This window comes from Pantoea anthophila, assembly GCF_006494375.1.
GTDB lineage: Bacteria > Pseudomonadota > Gammaproteobacteria > Enterobacterales > Enterobacteriaceae > Pantoea > Pantoea anthophila.
The window spans coordinates 250,893-269,277 of record NZ_VHIZ01000017.1 but is presented as its reverse complement, the minus strand read 5'-3'; the positions used below and the strand labels follow the sequence as shown (position 1 = coordinate 269,277).

Below are 18,385 nucleotides of genomic sequence, written 5' to 3'. Positions count from 1 at the left end.
ATTTGTGGTCAGCATCAGGAAGTCCACGTAAACAGCACATCGTGGGGTATGTGTATAACTTACGGTCAACATCAGTAAACTCCTATAATGGAGCCTTAAGCGATTATCATGCCGTTGAAGATAAAGACTGGCCAAAAGTGAATACGCCTTCCGGAGCTATACATTTTGCCTGCAATATGTCAATCAGGCCCACTAAGGTCAGCGTAACGCCTGAACAGGTTTATGCTGCTGATGCCACAAGGATCCCTCATCATGAATAATCCACAATCTGAACCCTTACGTGATGCCCCGATGAGTATGGATGATAATGGTAAACCAAGCTGGCAGGGGATGTGTTCGCATAAAAATATTAAAGTACGCTCCGCCTGTTATCACCCAGTTCAACTTCCGGGGCTAATTATTTTTGTTCATGGGGTTAACTCTGAAGGTGAGTGGTATGATGCCGCAGAACAGAGTTTATGTTTAGGCTTAAATGAAAGATTAACTTTGCCAGAAAATATGTGGTTGATCCCAAATAAATATCAGACAGGTAAAATACAACTTCGGGAAATCGCGAACCCTGACGCCAGTCGTTCTCCGGTTATTCGCTTTTACTGGGGATACAGTGCTGAGCCAGGTACTGAAGAGCATTACCAGATTCCGCTGCGTAACCTGGCGGGTGATGATTACCACGACCTGAAAAAATACCAGAAGCTGCCTGATGCGCAAATCGCAGCCCGTGGCCCCTGGTACTGGGGCGGCGGCCCGTTTCAGAACGGCTGCAACCAGCTGGTATCGCTGTGGAGCGACCAGGGCTTCAGTAAATGGCTGAAACAGACGCCGATCCCGTTCAGCGTCCAGTTTGTTAACTCTGAGCTGGATCGCCTGCTGGCCAATGCGCCTGCCCGCCATTATTACGCTCATGCCGCCCGGCGACTGGCGGATTTGCTAGATACTATCCGCAACACTTACCCGAAAGATACGGTGACGCTGATTTCGCACAGTCAGGGCACGATAGTTGCGATGGCTGCAACACTGCTGGCGGATAAGGCGCCGGATGCCCTGTTTGTGATGAACTCGCCCTATGCCATGGAACACAAAACCATGGATCGGTTTTCGTATCCTTTTGCGGAGTGTATTTCCACGAAAGCGCGGCAGAAGACGTTTGGCACGATTGTGGAAAAGGTGGCGAAACAGGCCGGGCACCTCTCAGAAGCTGACTACAGCCGCCTGGTGGTTGGCGTGGATGCTGATGGCCGGAGCTGGAAACCCACCGGTATGGTCAATAACGAGATTCCTGAGCGGGATAATCACGGCAGGACCTGGATTTACTGTAATGCCCATGACCGGGTGATGGGAATGAGCGCACTGCTGAGTATTGGCTGGCAGGGCTTGCCCAACGATGTAGCAGGGACGCCTAACCAGCTACTAACCACCTACCAGGGGCACTTATTTCAGCGGATGATGGCTCGTGAAACGCCCTGCGGGGATACACCACGGCGGGATACCCCCTTCGGTCGTTTGCCGCTGGCGGGATCACCGTTCTGGGACGATGGCGGACAGTTTGGTATCTATGAAGCGCCGCCGCCTGGACAGACGCTGTATATCAACGGTGAAAAGGTTCCCGAACCGATTACGGTTAAAGAGATGGTCGGATTTGACGGCACCCGCGTGGGATTACAGAAAGAGAATGAAAAAAATACAGGCGAGGAAGGCTACGGCTGGGGTCAATATTCTATAGGAGAAACGGGGCAGAAAACCTGGCATGACGATACCTTCCGCTGGTATGCCTCGTTGTACCCGGAGCAGTGGGTGACGGACAAGGGAACGATGGGCTGGTATCCGCAGAATGCAAAAGATGAGCGGCAGAATCGCCGCCGTGAAACCCGTGCGGAAAAGGATGCACGGCTGCGGATGTTTGTCTCCCAGCCCAGTGATCACAGTTCACTGCCATTAAACACAAGATTTATGAGTCGTGTTGTGGCCTATGACCTGCCGGTGGGAATCTGTGAAAGCTCAAACGATAAAAGCTTCCTCGAGAAGCTACGCCGGATGGCGGACTGGCAGTATTCAGACACCTATTTCCACACCGGCAGGCACCCACAATACAGCAGGCCTGCCGAGGTGGATGCCGAGAGTGCCGGGGGAATCGGGCCGGAAGAAATGGCCGAAATGAAGAAAATGGAACTCCGGCAGGGTGGTCATTAACAGGAATCGGATGTTAACCCACTGATAAGGTGGCTTGCCCCTTCCCAGACGTTTATTTATCGCCCGCTGGCGGCCGGTAAACGACTCAGCCTGTACAGCCGGGAAGGGGCAAAACTGTACAGTTCGCAACATGATATAGATATTCAGGCTCAGGGCGGAAATATCATGGCCTGGTCCACAGAGGACACGCATATCTCGAGCGGCCGGAAGATGGTCGTGACGGCACAGGATGAGCTGACGCTGATATGCGGTGGTGGCTACATCAGAATCAGCGGCGGAAACGTTGAGATAGGTGGCCCGTGCAGGCTGCTTATAAAGAACAGCGGAATCAGGAAGGCGGGCTCCGGCAGTATGCAGGGAGTGATGAAGTCGTTTGAGCCGTCAATGTTTGATGAGAAATTCGTCATTATCCATCCTGTTTCAGATAAGCCGCTGGCAAATCAGAATTATGAAATTCACATGCCGGATGGAAAAATTTTTTCAGGTGTCACAGATAGCTCAGGAAATTCATCATTAATAATGTCAAAAGCGGTTAATGGACTGAAGAACGTATTGAAAAAATAAGGAAAGGAACAGGGTTGTGATAAATTTGATTATGCGGTTCTGCTTTTTATATGTTGCGTTTTTTCTGAGCGGCTGTGTTGCGGGGCCTAATGGTGGAGGTGTTGCCTTTGTAAATCCTGTTTCTGCAATGAGTGATACGCATAATGAGCCGGAAAAGAAAAAAAAGCAACCTGAGGCATATGGCCCGCCGCAGATTATTTATCGAATTGATGATAACCGTTACTTTACGCTAGAGGAATATACCCGCTGTGAAAACGGGAAAACCTTCTATAACAACAAAGCGAAAGGGATTCATGTCATGATATCACCTTCGTCTGGTTATTTATTCAAAGGACGAATGTTCTGGTTGTCGAGTCGGGATGATTATCTGGTTTTCCGGTAACGAGAAATAATAACAATGCCACATGTATTGGAACCGATAAAGGGTGTCTGAATATCATTGCGGTGACAACGGATGGCGGGAAAAAAGTACGCTTAGTCACGTACGGTTCAAATACACAAGATCCGAATGGTGATACAAAATACTACGACATGCTTGTAACTAATGATGGATTTTATTTGATTGAATTTTCAGGTGTTGAAAGAATTGTAGGCGATGGTTATGTATTAAAATGGACTTTTAGTCCAGCAACAAATATTGCTAATCTTGCTTATCCCGGAGTGACGGGGCCAGAATATCAGAAGGAGTTACCTATTGATGATATATCTAACGTGCAACAGATAAAAATGCAATGTGATAGAAAGCTTGAACCAGTGGGGCTATAAAATGATTAACGAACTGTCAGAGCTAACTCGAAAAGTTGATATCCACTCGACGGATAATGGAACCCCATCCACCTATTGCTGAAGGACTTTACACTGGCGGCCGGTAAACGACTCAGCCTGTACAGTCGGGAAGGGACAAAACTGTACAGTTCGCAACACGATATAGATATTCAGGTTCAGGGCGGAAACGTTGAGATAGGCGGCCCGGGCAGGCTGCTTATAAAGAACAGCGGAATCAGGAAGGCGGGCTCCGGCAGTATGCAGGGTGTGATGAAGTCGTTTGAGCCGTCAACGTTTGATGAAAAATTTATTATAAGAAATGCACTGACAAAAGAACCTATACCAGGTAAGGCGGTACAAAATAACTATGCCAGATGGTTCCGTTGTCTCCGGTATTACAGATGCTTCTGGAGCAACGTCACTCAATTCTTCTGATGTTATCGACGATATGATTATCAGCTTGGTTAAGGCGAATTAAGATGAGATGGAATCAGTCAGACAGAAAAGTCCTGACAATTATAGCCATTGTTGGAATACTCCTGTATGCCATTTATAAAGGACTCCGGTTTTTAGGCGGCGCAACGATGGGGGCCAGTTTTGGAGTCGGCCTGGGGGGAATGAGTGGCTCTCAGCAGACAGAAGAGTCACGAAAAGTTGAAACGGATGCTCCGGCTCAAATTATTTATCGCATAGATAATAATCGATATCTGACGCTGGAAAATTATATATCCTGCGATAAAGGCGGCCAGGTTTATTACAATGACACTGGGCGGGGGATAAGAACACTCCTGGGATGGGATGGGATGGCGATTATTGTGATTTCTCATATCGGCGTGGGAATAATTTAGCAGCTTACCAAGGGTCTATTATTAATGGAGCGGATAATGGTTATCTGGCATTCCCAGGCGCATCTACCAGGCAATATTGCGGAAGTGGTACTTCAGAACGAGGCTGTCCAGTTTTTTTCTTCTTTTCAGCAGATTATGGGAAAACCTTTATACATAAAATCATAGCTGAGGAGTACAACACCCCTGAACGATTCAATAAACTCAAAGTGGTGGTGGCCAGTGATGGGGTTTATCTGAGAGACGAATCAGAAGCAGAGAATTTATATTCTCGTCCATGGGTTTATAATGATCTTCATTCAGTGAACAAATTTAGAGTCGCTGAAGATAAGTTAATAAATGTGTACGATGATTGGCAGAGAAAAACGTATGACTTGGTTAAGGAAGAGTTGATAAGAAAGAAAATGCCTTATGCAAACGAGTATGGACCTCACTTTCATATATTCGATTATACTAGGTCAACAACGCCTCCAAAAACACATGATGAAAGTAATGAAATTGCAAATGAATTGTCCGAGATTCGCATTAGAATCGAAGATGAGGTGTATAGTGACAGGCTTAAATTCCCAAGAATTTCAACGCAAAGCATTGATGCTAAATATATATGTAATAAAGACATTGAAGCTAAAACTATTACTTATACAACTGAGTCGAATGGGAGAAAGGAGGTTGTAAAAAATGGTCAATAACACCGGGCCTGTTCGAGAGCTTGAATGTAGGCGTTATGCTAATGGGCATCCGTACTGGCATTCGTTCCCTTCTCATAAAAATTGCCAAATCAGAGGTGGTTGCGACTTACCAGCACATTTACTTGGGTGTTGCGTTGCAATCTGGGATAAAGAATTTATGTCCGATTTACGGCGAAAAGCGGACTGGGTGCAGGCTCAGTATCCCTATATCTTCAGTGCAATACCCGACAAAGCGCCTGAGCCTGATTTAATCAGCCGAGATACAGTCACTGATGAATTTAATAAAGCGTAAAGTAAGCTACCTGCTTACAGGAATGCAAATAAGGCATGAGTGTATTTTATGCTGATTTTAATATTTAGAGAATTTTGTAATGTTAAATGAAGTGGTTAATTATAAACAAGGGAATGGAAAGTGGAGAGAAACGTTGTTGTTTTAGGAGATGCCACTACGCATGGAGGCAAAGTCACATCTGCCTCATCCAGTTTTGATATATCCGGTAAAAATGTCGCACTTTTGAATGATACCGTCAGTTGTCCGATGCACGGCACAAACAAAATTATTGAATGCGATGTTTCTGCGTATGAGGAAAACGGGCGCGGGATCGTTTTGCATAACTGTAAAACACAGTGTGGGGCGAGCGTCATCGCAAGTATGCAGGATATGGAGGTGGGCTGATGGGATGGTCTCTGCCGGAGGTGTCTGAAAAAGAGCAGGCACCCTCCTGGTCACCGTGGATTTGTCTGTTGATTGTTTGTCTCGGGCTTTTCACTGGGCTGCTTGTTGCTGTACTGAAATCACCGACCACAGGGTTACCGTCATTGAGAAGTGGGGTCTGGTTACCACTGACGACACAGACATTTACGGGTATTTCGGCAGCCATCGCGGTTTATAGTCTTTGGTGGGAAACACTGGCGATTCGTGTCTGGAACTGGAATGAGTGGTGCCGGAATATGCGTCTGAAATGGCGCCTGCGCGCACATCAGCATCTTGTGATTCTCAGTCATGTTTTCATCGCAGCAGATGCGGGATTGCTGTCACGTCTTGCACATATAGATACCCAGGAAAGGGACAGTACGGACACACCCCCTTTGACGCTGCTGCCGGACAATCCCCTTACACCCGGTATTTCACGTTTTGAGCAGTTACTTTGTCATCTTATAGCTCAGATAACGCCTTCGATTCGGCGGCGATATCCTTCCGGCTCACTCCAGATTATTGTTCAGACCAACGGTAGCGATAAAAATCGTGAATCTCAGTCATTCCATCGAATCTGGACAGCGGGTTTACCCGCCTGGAAAGCAGAGGTTCATTTTCAGGATACGAACTCGTCCTTTGGTGACTGGAATCAGTTTGTGGGAGCAAGAACGCAACCGGTACTGGTACTGGCAATGTACTTCCGCCAGCCTGACGATACATTACCGGAATTTGCCAGCGCGTTATTTTTGATGCCGCCATCAATGTTGAATCCGGGAGAGCTGAAAAACGCATTACGCTTATTCAGGGCAATGCCACTGAACGCCAGCACACTTTCGGCTGAACTTGGTGAGTTTCAGGATATGGCACAGCAATCGGTGGGTAAAAAATACCTTGTCTGGCACAGTGGCTTGTCAGATGGGCCACGTCAGTCAGTGAGCAGGGTGCTGAGTGATCTGTCAGTTCCACTTTACGATAGCATTGGCAATGGCGGTGTCATTGACTATGACACTGCATGTACCCGGTATGGCGGTCTTGCTGGCTGGGCAATGATTGGCGCTGCGGCTGAGATGGCTTCTTATGGCCCCGCCAGCCAGTGGCTTCTTCTTGAGAGTGAAAATGATGCCTGGGCTGTGATGCTCGAAAACGCCGCACCCGCAATCGTGCATGATCATTTCGTTATTCAGCCACCCTTCCCCGGAGGGTCTGTCCTGATGGCATTACTGCTCAATGCCGGGCTGTACAGCCTGATGATCCACTATTTTCCTTCAACAGCATTTTCCTGGTCTGGGATCACTTTTCTTCTGCTGTCACTGATAGTGACATTACCCGGGCTGGCCATTTTGCTGAGACGAATTACAGCCCGTCTTCAGCGCCCGGAATTTATCAGGGTTGCAATACACTCCGGAAAGGAATAACCGGTATGAAAAAGGTTTCAAAGCCACTGGGAGCTGGACTACTCATTATGGTAGTCCTGCTGATGATACTCTTTGTTTTTGCACAAACAACGCAATTGCCCGCCAGTAGTGGTGACAATAATTTCTGGTACGTACTGGCAGGTTTCATCACTCTGACTGCCACATTATGCACCCTGGTATTTTTTACGTTGTCCAGGCAGCAGAATCCTTCTCCTGTTACGCCTCATGGCGAAAACAATCACAACGAAGAAATAGCGTCGGATCAATATGATCTTGCAGCACTAAGCATGCATCTCAGGAGACGTCACTCGCTCCTCTGGTGGCATAAAGTCCGCCTGCTGCTGGTCACCGGCGATGAGGCGGCAATCGAACAACTGGTGCCCGGCCTGCAACAGGAGCAGTGGCTTGAAGGCAACCGTACCGTGCTGATTTATGGCGGCAGTCTGATTGCTGAGCCTGACAAAGAAAAATATACCGCGCTGCGTAAACTGCGCCGCGGACGTCCGCTGGACGGGATTATCCGGATTATGCCGCAGTCGTTTAATCTTACCCCGCAAATCAGCGACAACGATCTACGCGGTCTGGAAAAAATCAGCGAACTGTTGCGTTATTCTGCCCCGGTTTATTTATGGCAGTTGTGCGACAGCACCTGGTCGCAGGCAAAACGTAATGAACAGACGGTTGGGGCTACTTTCCCGCTGCGTGCCCAGCCTGACGACATTACCCGCCAGCTTGAACGGATGCTGCCAACCCTGCGAAACCAGGGAATGAGTCAGGTCGCTGAGAACAACGGCCACGACTTCCTGCTGCGCCTGGGTCAGCACCTGAAAGACGGCGGTATCGCCCGCTGGGCTCAGCAGCTGGTGCCATGGCTGGCAGCCTCCCAGCAGCGCATTCCGCTGCGTGGCCTGATGTTCAGCCTGCCGGAGTATAAACCTGCTGAAACGTTTGAGGGTGAAGCTGTTGCATCTGCCGACGCTGAGAAATATATCCCCGAATCACAGGGTCACGCCTTGACCCTGCCAGCAACCTGGCAGGGCATCGTGGATGACTGCGTCCGTGTTCGTGGCCGCCGGGTCGGTATGGCATGGGAACAGACGATTGCCTGGGCGCTGATGGCCCTTATCGGTATCTGGGGCGCGGGAACGCTGCTGTCTTTCGCGGTCAACCGTCAGCAGATCGTTTCTGTTGCCGGGCAGGCGCATGTCCTGGCAGAACATCTTTCTGTTTCGGATGACCAGCTCACGGCGCTGCATACGTTGCGTAATGACGCCGGCCGCCTGAAGCACCGTATTGAAGACGGCGCACCCTGGTATCAGCGCTTTGGTCTGGACCATAACCCGCAACTGCTTGACGCGATGCTGCCCTGGTACGGCGTGGCAAACAACCGCCTGATACGCGACCCGGCGAATCAGGCGCTGATGCAGAAACTCAGTGCGCTGGCAAATTCAGCCCCCAACAGTGACCAGCGCGCTGCGCTTGCTAAACCGGGGTATGACCAGCTTAAAGCCTGGCTGATGATGGCTCGTCCGGATAAAGCCGATGGTGCCTTTTATGCGCAGGCTATGAAAACCGTGCAGCCGGCGCGGATAGGTATTTCAGCCGGCCTGTGGCAAAGCCTGTCGCCGGATTTGTGGGCGTTCTATATCTCCGAACTGCCAGAGCAGCCACAGTGGAAAATCACGCCGGATGCGCAGCTGGTGAGCCAGAGCCGCCAGGTCCTGTTGCAGCAGATTGGACGGCGTAATGCTGAAAGCACGCTGTACCAGAACATGCTCAAATCCGTGCGGCGTAACTTCGCCGATCTCTCTCTGGAGGACATGACCGGCGGTACCGATGCCCGTCGTCTGTTCACGACTGAAGATGTGGTGCCGGGCATGTTCACTCGCCAGGCCTGGGAGGGGGGCATTCAGCCCGCTATCGAAAAAGCGGCAAATTCCCGCCGGGATGAAATCGACTGGGTGCTGAGCGATTCCCATAAAGCAGTTTCAGCCGATCTGTCGCCGGAAGCCCTGAAAGCCCGTCTGACGCAAAGGTACTTCACCGACTTTGCTGGTCGCTGGCTGAGTTTCCTTAACAGTCTGCACTGGAACCCGGCAAACAATATCGCCGACGTCACCGACCAGCTGACGCTGATGAGTGATGTCCGTCAGTCGCCACTGATTGCCCTGATGAATACGCTCGCCTGGCAGGGACAGACCGGTCAGCAACGCGAAGGTCTGTCGGACTCGATCATCCAGTCGGCTAAAGAGCTGGTGGGCGGCAAAGATAAACCGGCGATTGACCAGTCGGCGGCAGGCCCGCAGGGTCCGCTGGATGAAACCTTTGGCCCGCTGCTTCAGCTGCTGGGTAAAAACAAAAGCAGCAACGTCATGTCCGCTGACAATTCTCTGAGCCTGCAGACCTGGCTGACCCGTATCACCCGCGTGCGTCTGCGTCTGCAACAGGTGGCCAGCGCCTCTGATCCGCTGGAGATGATGCAGACCCTGGCGCAGACGGTATTTCAGGGTAAAAGCGTGGATCTTACTGACACCCAACAGTATGGCAGCCTGATTTCCGCCAGCCTGGGTGAAGAGTGGAGTGGTTTTGGCAACACGATGTTTGTGCAGCCGCTGACCCAGGCCTGGGAGACCGTGCTTCAGCCCTCCGCAGCCAGCCTGAACGATAAGTGGAGTCGTTCCGTTGTCGCAAACTGGCGCACCGCCTTTGACGGGCGCTTCCCGTTTACTGCGAGTAAAAGTGATGCCTCCCTGCCGATGCTGGCTGAATTCGTGCGTAAGGATAGCGGACGTATTGAGCGCTTCCTGGCGACGGAGCTCAGCGGTGTGCTGCACAAAGAGGGCAGCCAGTGGGTGCCGGATAAGATTAACAGCCAGGGCCTGAGCTTCAACCCGGCCTTCCTGCGTGCGGTTAACCAGCTGAGCCAGCTGTCGGACATTCTGTTTACCGATGGCAGCCAGGGCATCAGCTTTGAGCTGCAGGCGCGTCCTGTACCGCAGGTGGTGGAGACGCAGTTGACCATTGATGGGCAAAAGCTGCATTACTTCAACCAGATGGCCGACTGGCAGAGTTTCCGCTGGCCGGGAGAGACTTACAGGCCGGGGACGATGCTGACCTGGACTACGGTCAACGCCGGAGCGCGCCTGTTCGGGGATTACAGCGGGACCTGGGGCTTTATTCGCTGGCTGGACCAGGGCAAACGCCGGCAGCTTGACCGCAGCCAGTGGATGATGAGCTTTACCGCCCCGGACAGTCGCACTTTGCAGTGGGTGCTGCGCTCACAACTCGGCAAAGGTCCGCTGGCACTGCTGGACCTTCGCGGTTTCACGCTGCCCGATCAGATATTCAGTGTCGACAGTGCGGCCACCGCGCAGGCGCTGATGGCCAGTACCGGAAACAGTGACAGGGAGGGTGTCGAATAATGAGCACACTGCAGAATCTGGTTACCGCCTGTCAGGCAGACGAAACTCAGCTGCGTCAACAGGCACAGGCACGCACAAAAAACTGGCAGCCCTGGCTTGCGCCGGTAAGTGGCAGCAGTCTGACCGGTGAAGACCCGGGATATGATGATGATTTTCAGCGTATCCGCGAAGAGGTCAATAAGCTCACCGGGATCGATACCGGGCTGATATGTACGCTTGCCGAAAAGTTACTGATCACCGGGGCGAAAGATATCCGGGTGGCCACGTATTACTGCTGGGCGCGCCTGCACCAGGATGGCGAGGCTGGCTTTGCCGAAGGGCTTGAACTGCTGGCGGGATTACTGCAGCGCTTCGGCATGCAGCTTCACCCGCAGCGGGATCGCAGCCGCAGGGCCGCGCTCGAATGGCTCGGCGGCACCCGTGTTCTGGACAGTCTGTCATTGTATCCGGAGGTCGTCCGCGAGGATGCACAGCGTACCGCCGGGGCGCTGTTGCTCATTACGGACAGCCTGGAGAGAGAGCCGGAGGCGTCACGGCCGGCACTGAATGCTCTGTACAGCGCGCTGGAATCCCGCCTGATGAAGGCCGGGGGTGTGGATGCCGTGGTACCTCAGAATGTCAGTAACAAGAGTCAGTCACAGACCTTACACGCGACAGAGCCTGACGCGCCGATACTGAGCCGCATTACCTCTGGTCAGGATTTACTGGCTCAGGCGCGCATCCTGACAGGGTATCTGCGTGAACAGCCCGGTGGCTGGCTTGCGGCGCATCGGCTGATGAAGAGTCTGCGTCATGACACGCTGAACACTATTCCGGCCCCGGATGCTGAGGGGAAAACGCGCATCGAACCGCCACGGGCTGACCAGCGGGCCATGCTCAAACGGCTATATCTCCAGCAGAGCTGGCTGGAGATTCTGGAACAGGCGGACAATACCTTCTCGCGCGGTGCCAATCACCTCTGGCTGGATTTACAGTGGTATATCCACCAGGCCCTGATGAAATCAGGGCAGGATGTACTGGCCGACATCATCACCGCAGACCTGAAAGGGTTGCTGCGCCGCCTTACCGGGCTTGAAACCCTGGCCTTTAATGACGGAACGCCGTTTGCCGATGAAGTGACCCTGAACTGGATAAACCAGAGCGTACTGGACGATATGTCCGGCTGGCGGGATGAGCCAGTCAGCGCCGTCGGTGAGACAGATAACGATATTCTGTCTCTTGAGCCGGAAGCGCTGGATAAAGCGGATAGTGACGGTCTGGATGCCACACTTAACTGGCTGCAGACCCGCCCGGGCACTGACACCACAAAAGACAAATGGTTGCTGCGTCTGTTGATGGCCCGCGTAGCAGAGCAGAAGGGCAAAAATGAACTGGCCCTGCATCTGCTGGGTGAGCTCGATAGTGCCGCACAGTCCATTACCCTCACGCAGTGGACGCCGGCACTGCTGTTTGAAGTGAAATCACGCCGCCTCAGACTTCTGCGCATGAAAGCCACACGCAGTGAAACCGATAAATCACGGTTACAGCCAGAGATGGACCAGCTTCTTGCAGGGCTGATTGCGCTCGATCCAGCCAGCAGTGCAGTACTTTGCGGGTAAAAATCCCTCGCATACCTTTAATTCACACTTATTCAGGTTTTTATGGATGATTTAACCCTGCGTTATTATGACGCTGAAATGCGCTACCTGCTGGAAGCCGGTGAAGAGTTTGCCCGTGCGCATCCCGAGCAGGCAGCAATGCTCAATCTCGACAAGCCAGTTGCACGTGATCCGTTTGTGGAGCGCCTGTTCGAAGGCTTTGCTTTCCTGATGGGCCGCCTGCGGGAGAAGCTCGATGACGACCTGCCTGAACTGACCGAAGGCCTGGTCAGCCTGCTTTGGCCGCATTACCTGCGCACCATTCCGTCGATGTCAGTAGTGGAATTCACCCCTGACTGGCGCGAAATGAAAGAGCCGATGCGAATCGTCAAAGGCTTTGAGGTGAACTCAAGGCCGATCGGTGAGAAGGGCACGCGTTGCCGCTATACCACCACCAAAGCGATTACCCTACAGCCACTGTCGCTTGAGCACGCCCGCCTGTCGACTGACTCTGACGGACGTTCAGTTATCAGCCTGCGCTTTAACTGCAGCCACCTTGCCGACTGGCGTCGTGTCGATCTCACTCAAATCCCGTTCTATTTTAATGCCGACGCGCCGCTGGCCTGCGCCATGCATGAAGCTTTTACCATGAACATGGCGCATCTGTGGTTGCGCATGCCGGGCGATGTGGACAGAAAACCGCTGGACGGCTATTTCGCTGCACTGGGCTTTGGCGATGATGACGACCTGTGGCCGAAGGGGAGCAGCAGTTTTAGCGGCTATCAGCTGCTGCTGGAGTATTTCACCTTCCGCGAGAAGTTCATGTTTGCGGGCCTGCGTGGGCTGGAAACTGTCGTCTTTCCGGCTGAGCTCCCCTGGTTTGAAATCGACGTGGTGCTGACGGAGCGCTGGGAGCATGACTTCAGCTTTACCGAAAAGCATCTGCGCCTGAACTGTGTGCCGGTGATCAACCTGTTTCCGCTGGAATCTGACCCACTGACGGTCAACTCCCTGCAGACCGAATATATGCTGCGCCCGATGCGCGTTCAGGATGGCCATACCGAGATATACGCGGTGGATTCTGTGATGTCATCAAGCCAGCATACCTACGTGCCGTTCTCAAGCTTCCGTCATAAAGGCGGCATGATGCGTCATGAGGCGCCGGAATATTATTACCACACCCGCGTGCGACGTGGCCCGTCCGGGCTGCATAACACTTGGCTTGTCCTCGGTGGCGAAGCCTTTGATAACCATACCGTTCCGGAAAATGAAAGCCTGTCTCTCACGCTGACCGGTACCAACGGCCAGTTACCACGCCGCGCGCTACAAAGCACCGTGCTGGATACGGTGATGAAAACCATCTCAGCCAGTATTGCCGTCCGCAACCTGTGTGCACCGACATTACCCTGTTACCCACCGGATCAGGATCGCTTCCACTGGCGCGTGCTTAGCCACCTTGGCAGCGGCTTCCTGTCGATGATGGATAATGCCGACGTGCTGCGCGGCACCCTCGCGCTGTATGAGTGGACGGACAGTGAAATGAACCGCCGTCGTCTGGAGGCGATTATCGACGTGAAGCATAGCGAAACGGAGCGCTTCGAACAGGGCTACCTGGTGCGCGGCGTGCAGATTGACGTGACGCTCGACAGCCACGGCTTTGCCGGGCGCGGTGATATCTGCCTGTTTGGTGAGATGCTGAGTCGCTTCTTCGCGCTGTATACCGATATCTATCTGTTCAACCGCCTGATTATCATCCTGCAACCGACCGGAGAGCGTCTGGAATGGGAAGAGAAGCACAACCGCCGTATTCCCGGCTGACCCCACGGCTGGAGGCTGACCTTAACCGGATAAACTTTTACCGTTTCTGCCAGCTACTGGAGAAGCAGAACCCGGACAGGCCGCTGATAGGCTCAACCAGCCATCCTTCTGACGATCCGGTGCGTTTTGCGCCGCATCCCGGAATGGGCTTTCCGGCTGGCGAACTCAAAGCCGTCGGGTATGACGAAGAGAATGGCAGCAAACCACCGCTCATTCGCACCACGTTTATGGGCATGTACGGCGTGGATTCGCCGCTGCCGACCGCCTATCTTGATGACATCGCCCAGTGCCGGGAAGGGCATGAGGCGCTGCAGGGCTTTCTGGATATCTTCAGCCACCGCATCCTGACGCAATTTTATCGCATCTGGCGTAAGTACTCGTATCCGGCCACCTTTGAGCCAGGCGGTACTGATGCGATTTCGCAGTCGCTGCTTGGCCTGGTGGGGCTGGGTATTCCCGGGACGGCGAAGCATATTGCCACGCCGGTGTCGCGCTTTCTGGCGCTGCTTGGTGTACTTCGCCAGCCGGGAAAAACGCAGGAGGGATTGCAGGCGCTGGTGACGCTGCTTGCCCCGGATACCACCGTCAGGGTCAGCCCATATTGCCTGCGTCCGGTGGAAATCAGTCAGCCATTAGGTTTTTACGGAGACGACGATTTTCTGCTGGATGGCAACACGCCGCTGGGTGACGAGGCGATGGATGCCAGTAGCCAGCTGCTGATTGCCCTGTCCACCGAAAACGAACAGGAGTCGCAGGGCTGGAAACCGGACGGTCTGCTGTATCAGGACTTTCTGGTGATGCTGCGTGTCTACCTTGGCTGGCGTTTTAAGGCAAAAATCACCCTGACCACTCAAACCCGACTGCTGGCCGCGCCGCCGCTCGGCGAAGGACCCTTCTGGCTGGGGATGAATGGCGTGCTGGGCGCGGAAGACGAAGCCCTCCCGGACGATATCCCGCAGACTTTTACGACAGAACTGGGCTATTACACCGGCATGAAGCCCGCCACACCACAACAAGGAAACCGACGTGTTACGTACAAGTTTAACTAAGACCGCGCGCTGGCTGTTACCCCTGCTGACATTCAGTCTGGCGGGCTGCGGGGTGACGCAGGGCATTAGCGATGGCACCAAATCAGCATTTAACGCGGTGTTCTACAAAAAGATTAAGGTGCTGCACCTGGATTTCACTGCCCGTGAGGCGCTTAACACCGACTCCCGCGAGAGTAATTCGCTGTCCGAGCCGGTGATTATTCGTGTCTGGCAGCTGAGAGATCGCAAAACTTTCGACAAAACGGTCTACCAGCAGTTGCTGAAAGAGGGGGAAACCATTCTGAAAGCTGACCTGCTGGCGAGCCGTGATGTGGTTTTGAAGCCGGGCGGTGATGCGGACCTGAATATGCCGATGGAGGCCGATGCACAGTTTGTCGCGGTGGCTGGGCTCTTCCGCCACCCGGACAGGGTTAACAACAGCTGGAAGCTGGTGATTGAGCGCGAAGATCTTGACCCGGATAAGCCGCGCATTCTTGAAGCCGGTAACAACCATCTGACGCTGAAACCGCTCAGGGATGACTGATGCCACAGGGAAACAATACGCCTTCACTGTATGAAATGCTGACGGGCAACTTCACCGGCGGCCTCGATCTCCATCAGGTCAGCGAGGAGAACCAGCTGATTCTGTCCGTACTGGACAATATGCAGCGTATCCTCAACTGCCGTGCCGGTACGCTGGCGCATCTGCCCGACTACGGCCTGCCGGATATGACCCGAATCCTGCAGGGCATGCCAGGTACTGCTCATGAACTGATGGGCACGCTTTCGACGCTGCTGCTCAGATATGAGCCCCGCCTGAAAAAGATAGACGTTGTTCTGCTTGAGCAGCACGTGCCCGGCGAACTGCGCTATGCCATTGATGCAGAGCTGAAAGGCGTCGGACTTGTCCGCTACGGCACTGAGTTTATGCCCGAGGGGCGGGTGCTGTTGAGGCACCTGAAGCAACAGCACTATCTCGACACCACAACCCGGATCTGAGGCCAGAAAGCACCATGTCTCTAAAAACACAGTTCCTCAAAAAACTGCAGGACAGGCAACGTGACCCGGTCTCATTTACCTGTAAAACGCAGGCTGATATAGCGGCATTCCGCCTGCGAATGACACAGCTTCAGGAGCAGATGGATATATGGCTGACAGATACCGGCCTGCATGTTGAAACGCAGGCTGTGTCCGTCACGGACCTGCTGGTCGGGGGCGGAGCGTTTGAGATTGCCAGTATCGTCCTCCATATCGACAACCGGTCTGTAAAGTTTGTGCCGGTATTCCTGTACGGTCAGGGCGTAACAGGATGCGTGGAGGTGACCTTCCGGGATGGCGTGCAGGTGACGCCATTAGGACGACTATTCATGCGATCAGTTTCGGTGAACGACTGGACCTTTGCTCCGTCTGGTGATCTCTCCCGTTCAGGGGAGGGATTTAACGAGAGCACGTTTTTTAGCCTGATTATTGCGCTCCTGCAGTAGCGTCTGAGGCTGTAAAAGAGTGCGTGATTTTTAAACCTGTTAATTGCCTGAAATCCTCCCTGCCATTTAAACGAACATCTTTCATCCCTTCAGAACTACCCAATGGACAACTGGTCATGAATGACACTTCCCCGCGAAAAATCAAAACCGGCGGTGATCCGCGCACGCTGCCGGATTACAGCGCCCTGCGCGATGAACTCGGTAAGCTGACACATCCGGCGCGCCCGGATGTGAACTGGCAGTATGTTGAAAAGCTCTGCCTTTCACTGTTTGAGCAGAACGGCGTGGAATTGCAAACGGCAGCCTGGTATACGCTGGCGCGTGCGCAACTGGCTGGCTTATTCGGGCTCAATGAAGGGCTGACGATAATCGAGGCCCTGGTCAGACATCAGTGGGGGGCGCTGTGGCCTAAGCCAGTCCATGCCCGTATGGAAATCCTCAGCAGTCTGAGTCAGCGTTTGCAGCAACGAATGCGCTCGCTCCCGTTAAATTACAGCGACCTCAGCCAGCTCTACCGGGCGGAGCAACTGCTTACCGGACTGGGAGAGGTACTGCAGCGTCTGGAGCTTAAGCATCTGAGCCAGCTTGATACGTTGCGTACTCAGATGCACATGAGTGCTGTCCGGCTGGAAAATAGTGATGGCACGGCCTGCACCGCGCCGGACACTCAGCCAGATACCGTATTGCCTGCCACCGTGATGAAGGAGGCGACAGCCGCCTCAAAGGAGCCTGCCGGTTGCCGGTCTGATGATGCTCAGGGCAGGGCAGTGAAGTGGATATATGTCGCGCAATCGGAACCGCAGCCGAACGTGGACGTGCTGGCCGCTGCGCCCGTCCCGGTTAACAGATGGATATTCTTTGCTGCCGGGATGTGCGCCATGCTGATGATATGCATGGCGGCAGGGTGGGGATGGCATTCTCTGAACCGGTCCGAACCCCTCAAGGTCCGGTTTGCCGCATCGCTGGCACCGCTACCTTCACCGCTTGCGCCGGAAGATCTGGAGCGGTTACGTCGGCAACCGCCGCTACCCCAGTCTCTCATTACACAAACGGATCAGCAGCTGGCCCGACTGGACAGATTGCCTCCTGACTGGAGTATCGCCTACAGCCGGACACTCACAGAGCAGGCTCAGGCGCTGTGGCCAGAGCAGGGCAAATCCCTGGCAGATCAGTGGCAGCAAAACCTTAACGCGGCCGTGTTGTCGCCAGAGCAGCGCAATGGCTGGGATCAGGGAATGACAACGCTAAAAAACCTGAGCAACAGGCTGAACGGACTGGATCAGCAGAAAGGCAAATACATCACGGTGAGTGAGCTGAAATCCATCGTTTTTACTGCAATGCACTCATTTAACAGATCGATACCCGCTGAAGAACAACTGCGCGTACTGTCTCAACAACCGGCTGGTGCGCCTTTGCCTGCCGCAGCCCGCGCGCAGCTGGAGATGCATCTGAAACAGTTAACAGCCAGCTATGCTGAAATAAAACAGAATGCCGCAGAGTAGTCGCAGGCGCGAAAAGGCGCTGTGATTAAGTCCGCTATAAGCATGGCGACCGCGATGCAGTCAGCGCGGATGAATGTTCTGCAGACTTTGCTCAATGCCTGCCCGAGTGACATTCCGGAAATCGTATTACCGGGTCAGACTCGTTGCGTGACGAAACGTCATGGACAGCACTCTGATCAGGTTAACCAGTGAGGATTTATCGCGCCGGTAAAAAGCAGGTTTTTAATGCGGGCAGGTGTAAAAGGGAGGGCAGATATTGTCCCCTGCAGGAATCGAACCTGCAACTAGCCCTTAGGAGGGGCTCGTTATATCCATTTAACTAAGGGGACAGCGGCACGCAGTATAGCGAAACAGGCGATGAGATTCATCAGGTCGCCGCGCGTTTGCTCATT

General features: G+C 53.3%; 14 protein-coding genes, 1 tRNA gene and 3 pseudogenes. 17 read left to right on the top strand and 1 reads right to left on the bottom strand.

The features are described from left to right. From FJW00_RS22435 to FJW00_RS03095, 17 genes and pseudogenes are all read left to right on the top strand, one after another. On the top strand, positions 1-260 hold a 260-nt coding region (locus FJW00_RS22435; protein ID WP_219994840.1), incomplete at its 5' end, for a hypothetical protein. Beyond that, the gene (locus FJW00_RS03170; RefSeq protein WP_181405339.1) at positions 253-2,187 is read left to right on the top strand and encodes a T6SS effector phospholipase Tle3 domain-containing protein; all 1,935 of its coding nucleotides are present in this window, start codon (positions 253-255) and stop codon (positions 2,185-2,187) included. The genes FJW00_RS22435 and FJW00_RS03170, both read left to right, overlap by 8 nt. A gap of 66 nt (positions 2,188-2,253) precedes the next feature. After that, positions 2,254-2,751, top strand: a pseudogene (locus tag FJW00_RS03165) (DUF2345 domain-containing protein); the annotation flags it as partial. Between the two features lie 31 nt (positions 2,752-2,782). After that, positions 2,783-3,516: pseudogene (locus FJW00_RS22790) on the top strand (T6SS immunity protein Tli3 family protein). Between the two features lie 81 nt (positions 3,517-3,597). Next, a pseudogene (locus FJW00_RS22495) lies at positions 3,598-3,994 on the top strand (hypothetical protein); the annotation flags it as partial. Between the two features lies 1 nt (position 3,995). After that, positions 3,996-4,364 carry a T6SS immunity protein Tli3 family protein gene (locus FJW00_RS22490; protein WP_258317008.1) on the top strand — a complete coding sequence of 123 codons (369 nt, stop codon included), beginning with the start codon at positions 3,996-3,998 and terminating at the stop codon, positions 4,362-4,364. Beyond that, positions 4,310-5,050, top strand: coding sequence for a T6SS immunity protein Tli3 family protein (locus FJW00_RS03150; RefSeq protein WP_258317007.1), 741 nt, complete (start codon positions 4,310-4,312; stop codon positions 5,048-5,050). The genes FJW00_RS22490 and FJW00_RS03150 overlap by 55 nt, the downstream gene beginning before the upstream one ends. Before the next feature lie 412 nt (positions 5,051-5,462). Beyond that, positions 5,463-5,726: a PAAR domain-containing protein gene (locus FJW00_RS03140; RefSeq protein ID WP_140923043.1), complete on the top strand. Its 264-nt coding sequence runs from the start codon at positions 5,463-5,465 to the stop codon at positions 5,724-5,726. After that, positions 5,726-7,162, top strand: coding sequence for a KPHS_23130 family T6SS system protein (locus tag FJW00_RS03135; RefSeq protein WP_140923042.1), 1,437 nt, complete (start codon positions 5,726-5,728; stop codon positions 7,160-7,162). Before FJW00_RS03140 ends, FJW00_RS03135 begins: the two co-directional genes overlap by 1 nt. A gap of 5 nt (positions 7,163-7,167) precedes the next feature. Beyond that, on the top strand, positions 7,168-10,584 hold the full coding sequence (locus tag FJW00_RS03130; protein WP_140923041.1) for an ImcF-related family protein: 3,417 nt from the start codon (positions 7,168-7,170) through the stop codon (positions 10,582-10,584). Then, on the top strand, positions 10,584-12,182 hold the full coding sequence (gene tssA, locus FJW00_RS03125) for a type VI secretion system protein TssA (RefSeq protein ID WP_140923040.1): 1,599 nt from the start codon (positions 10,584-10,586) through the stop codon (positions 12,180-12,182). Before FJW00_RS03130 ends, tssA begins: the two co-directional genes overlap by 1 nt. Positions 12,183-12,224: 42 nt before the next feature. Beyond that, positions 12,225-13,979 (top strand): type VI secretion system baseplate subunit TssF, encoded by a 1,755-nt coding sequence (gene tssF, locus FJW00_RS03120; RefSeq protein ID WP_140923039.1) that lies wholly within the window; start codon positions 12,225-12,227, stop codon positions 13,977-13,979. Then, positions 13,943-15,028: a type VI secretion system baseplate subunit TssG gene (gene tssG / locus FJW00_RS03115; RefSeq protein ID WP_140923038.1), complete on the top strand. Its 1,086-nt coding sequence runs from the start codon at positions 13,943-13,945 to the stop codon at positions 15,026-15,028. The genes tssF and tssG overlap by 37 nt, the downstream gene beginning before the upstream one ends. Beyond that, positions 15,006-15,551, top strand: a complete 546-nt coding sequence (gene tssJ, locus FJW00_RS03110; protein WP_140923037.1) for a type VI secretion system lipoprotein TssJ — start codon at positions 15,006-15,008, stop codon at positions 15,549-15,551. Before tssG ends, tssJ begins: the two co-directional genes overlap by 23 nt. Next, a complete protein-coding gene (gene tssE / locus FJW00_RS03105) occupies positions 15,551-16,006 on the top strand; it encodes a type VI secretion system baseplate subunit TssE (RefSeq protein ID WP_046102306.1) in 456 nt (151 codons plus the stop codon). The genes tssJ and tssE overlap by 1 nt, the downstream gene beginning before the upstream one ends. 14 nt (positions 16,007-16,020) lie before the next feature. Further along, positions 16,021-16,491 carry a hypothetical protein gene (locus FJW00_RS03100; protein WP_140923036.1) on the top strand — a complete coding sequence of 157 codons (471 nt, stop codon included), beginning with the start codon at positions 16,021-16,023 and terminating at the stop codon, positions 16,489-16,491. A gap of 116 nt (positions 16,492-16,607) precedes the next feature. Beyond that, positions 16,608-17,993: a VasL domain-containing protein gene (locus FJW00_RS03095; RefSeq protein ID WP_140923035.1), complete on the top strand. Its 1,386-nt coding sequence runs from the start codon at positions 16,608-16,610 to the stop codon at positions 17,991-17,993. A 257-nt stretch (positions 17,994-18,250) separates the two neighbouring features. On the opposite strand, the gene FJW00_RS03090 is transcribed toward FJW00_RS03095, so the two are convergent. Continuing rightward, positions 18,251-18,322: transfer RNA gene (locus FJW00_RS03090), tRNA-Arg, on the bottom strand. Positions 18,323-18,385 lie beyond the last annotated feature (63 nt).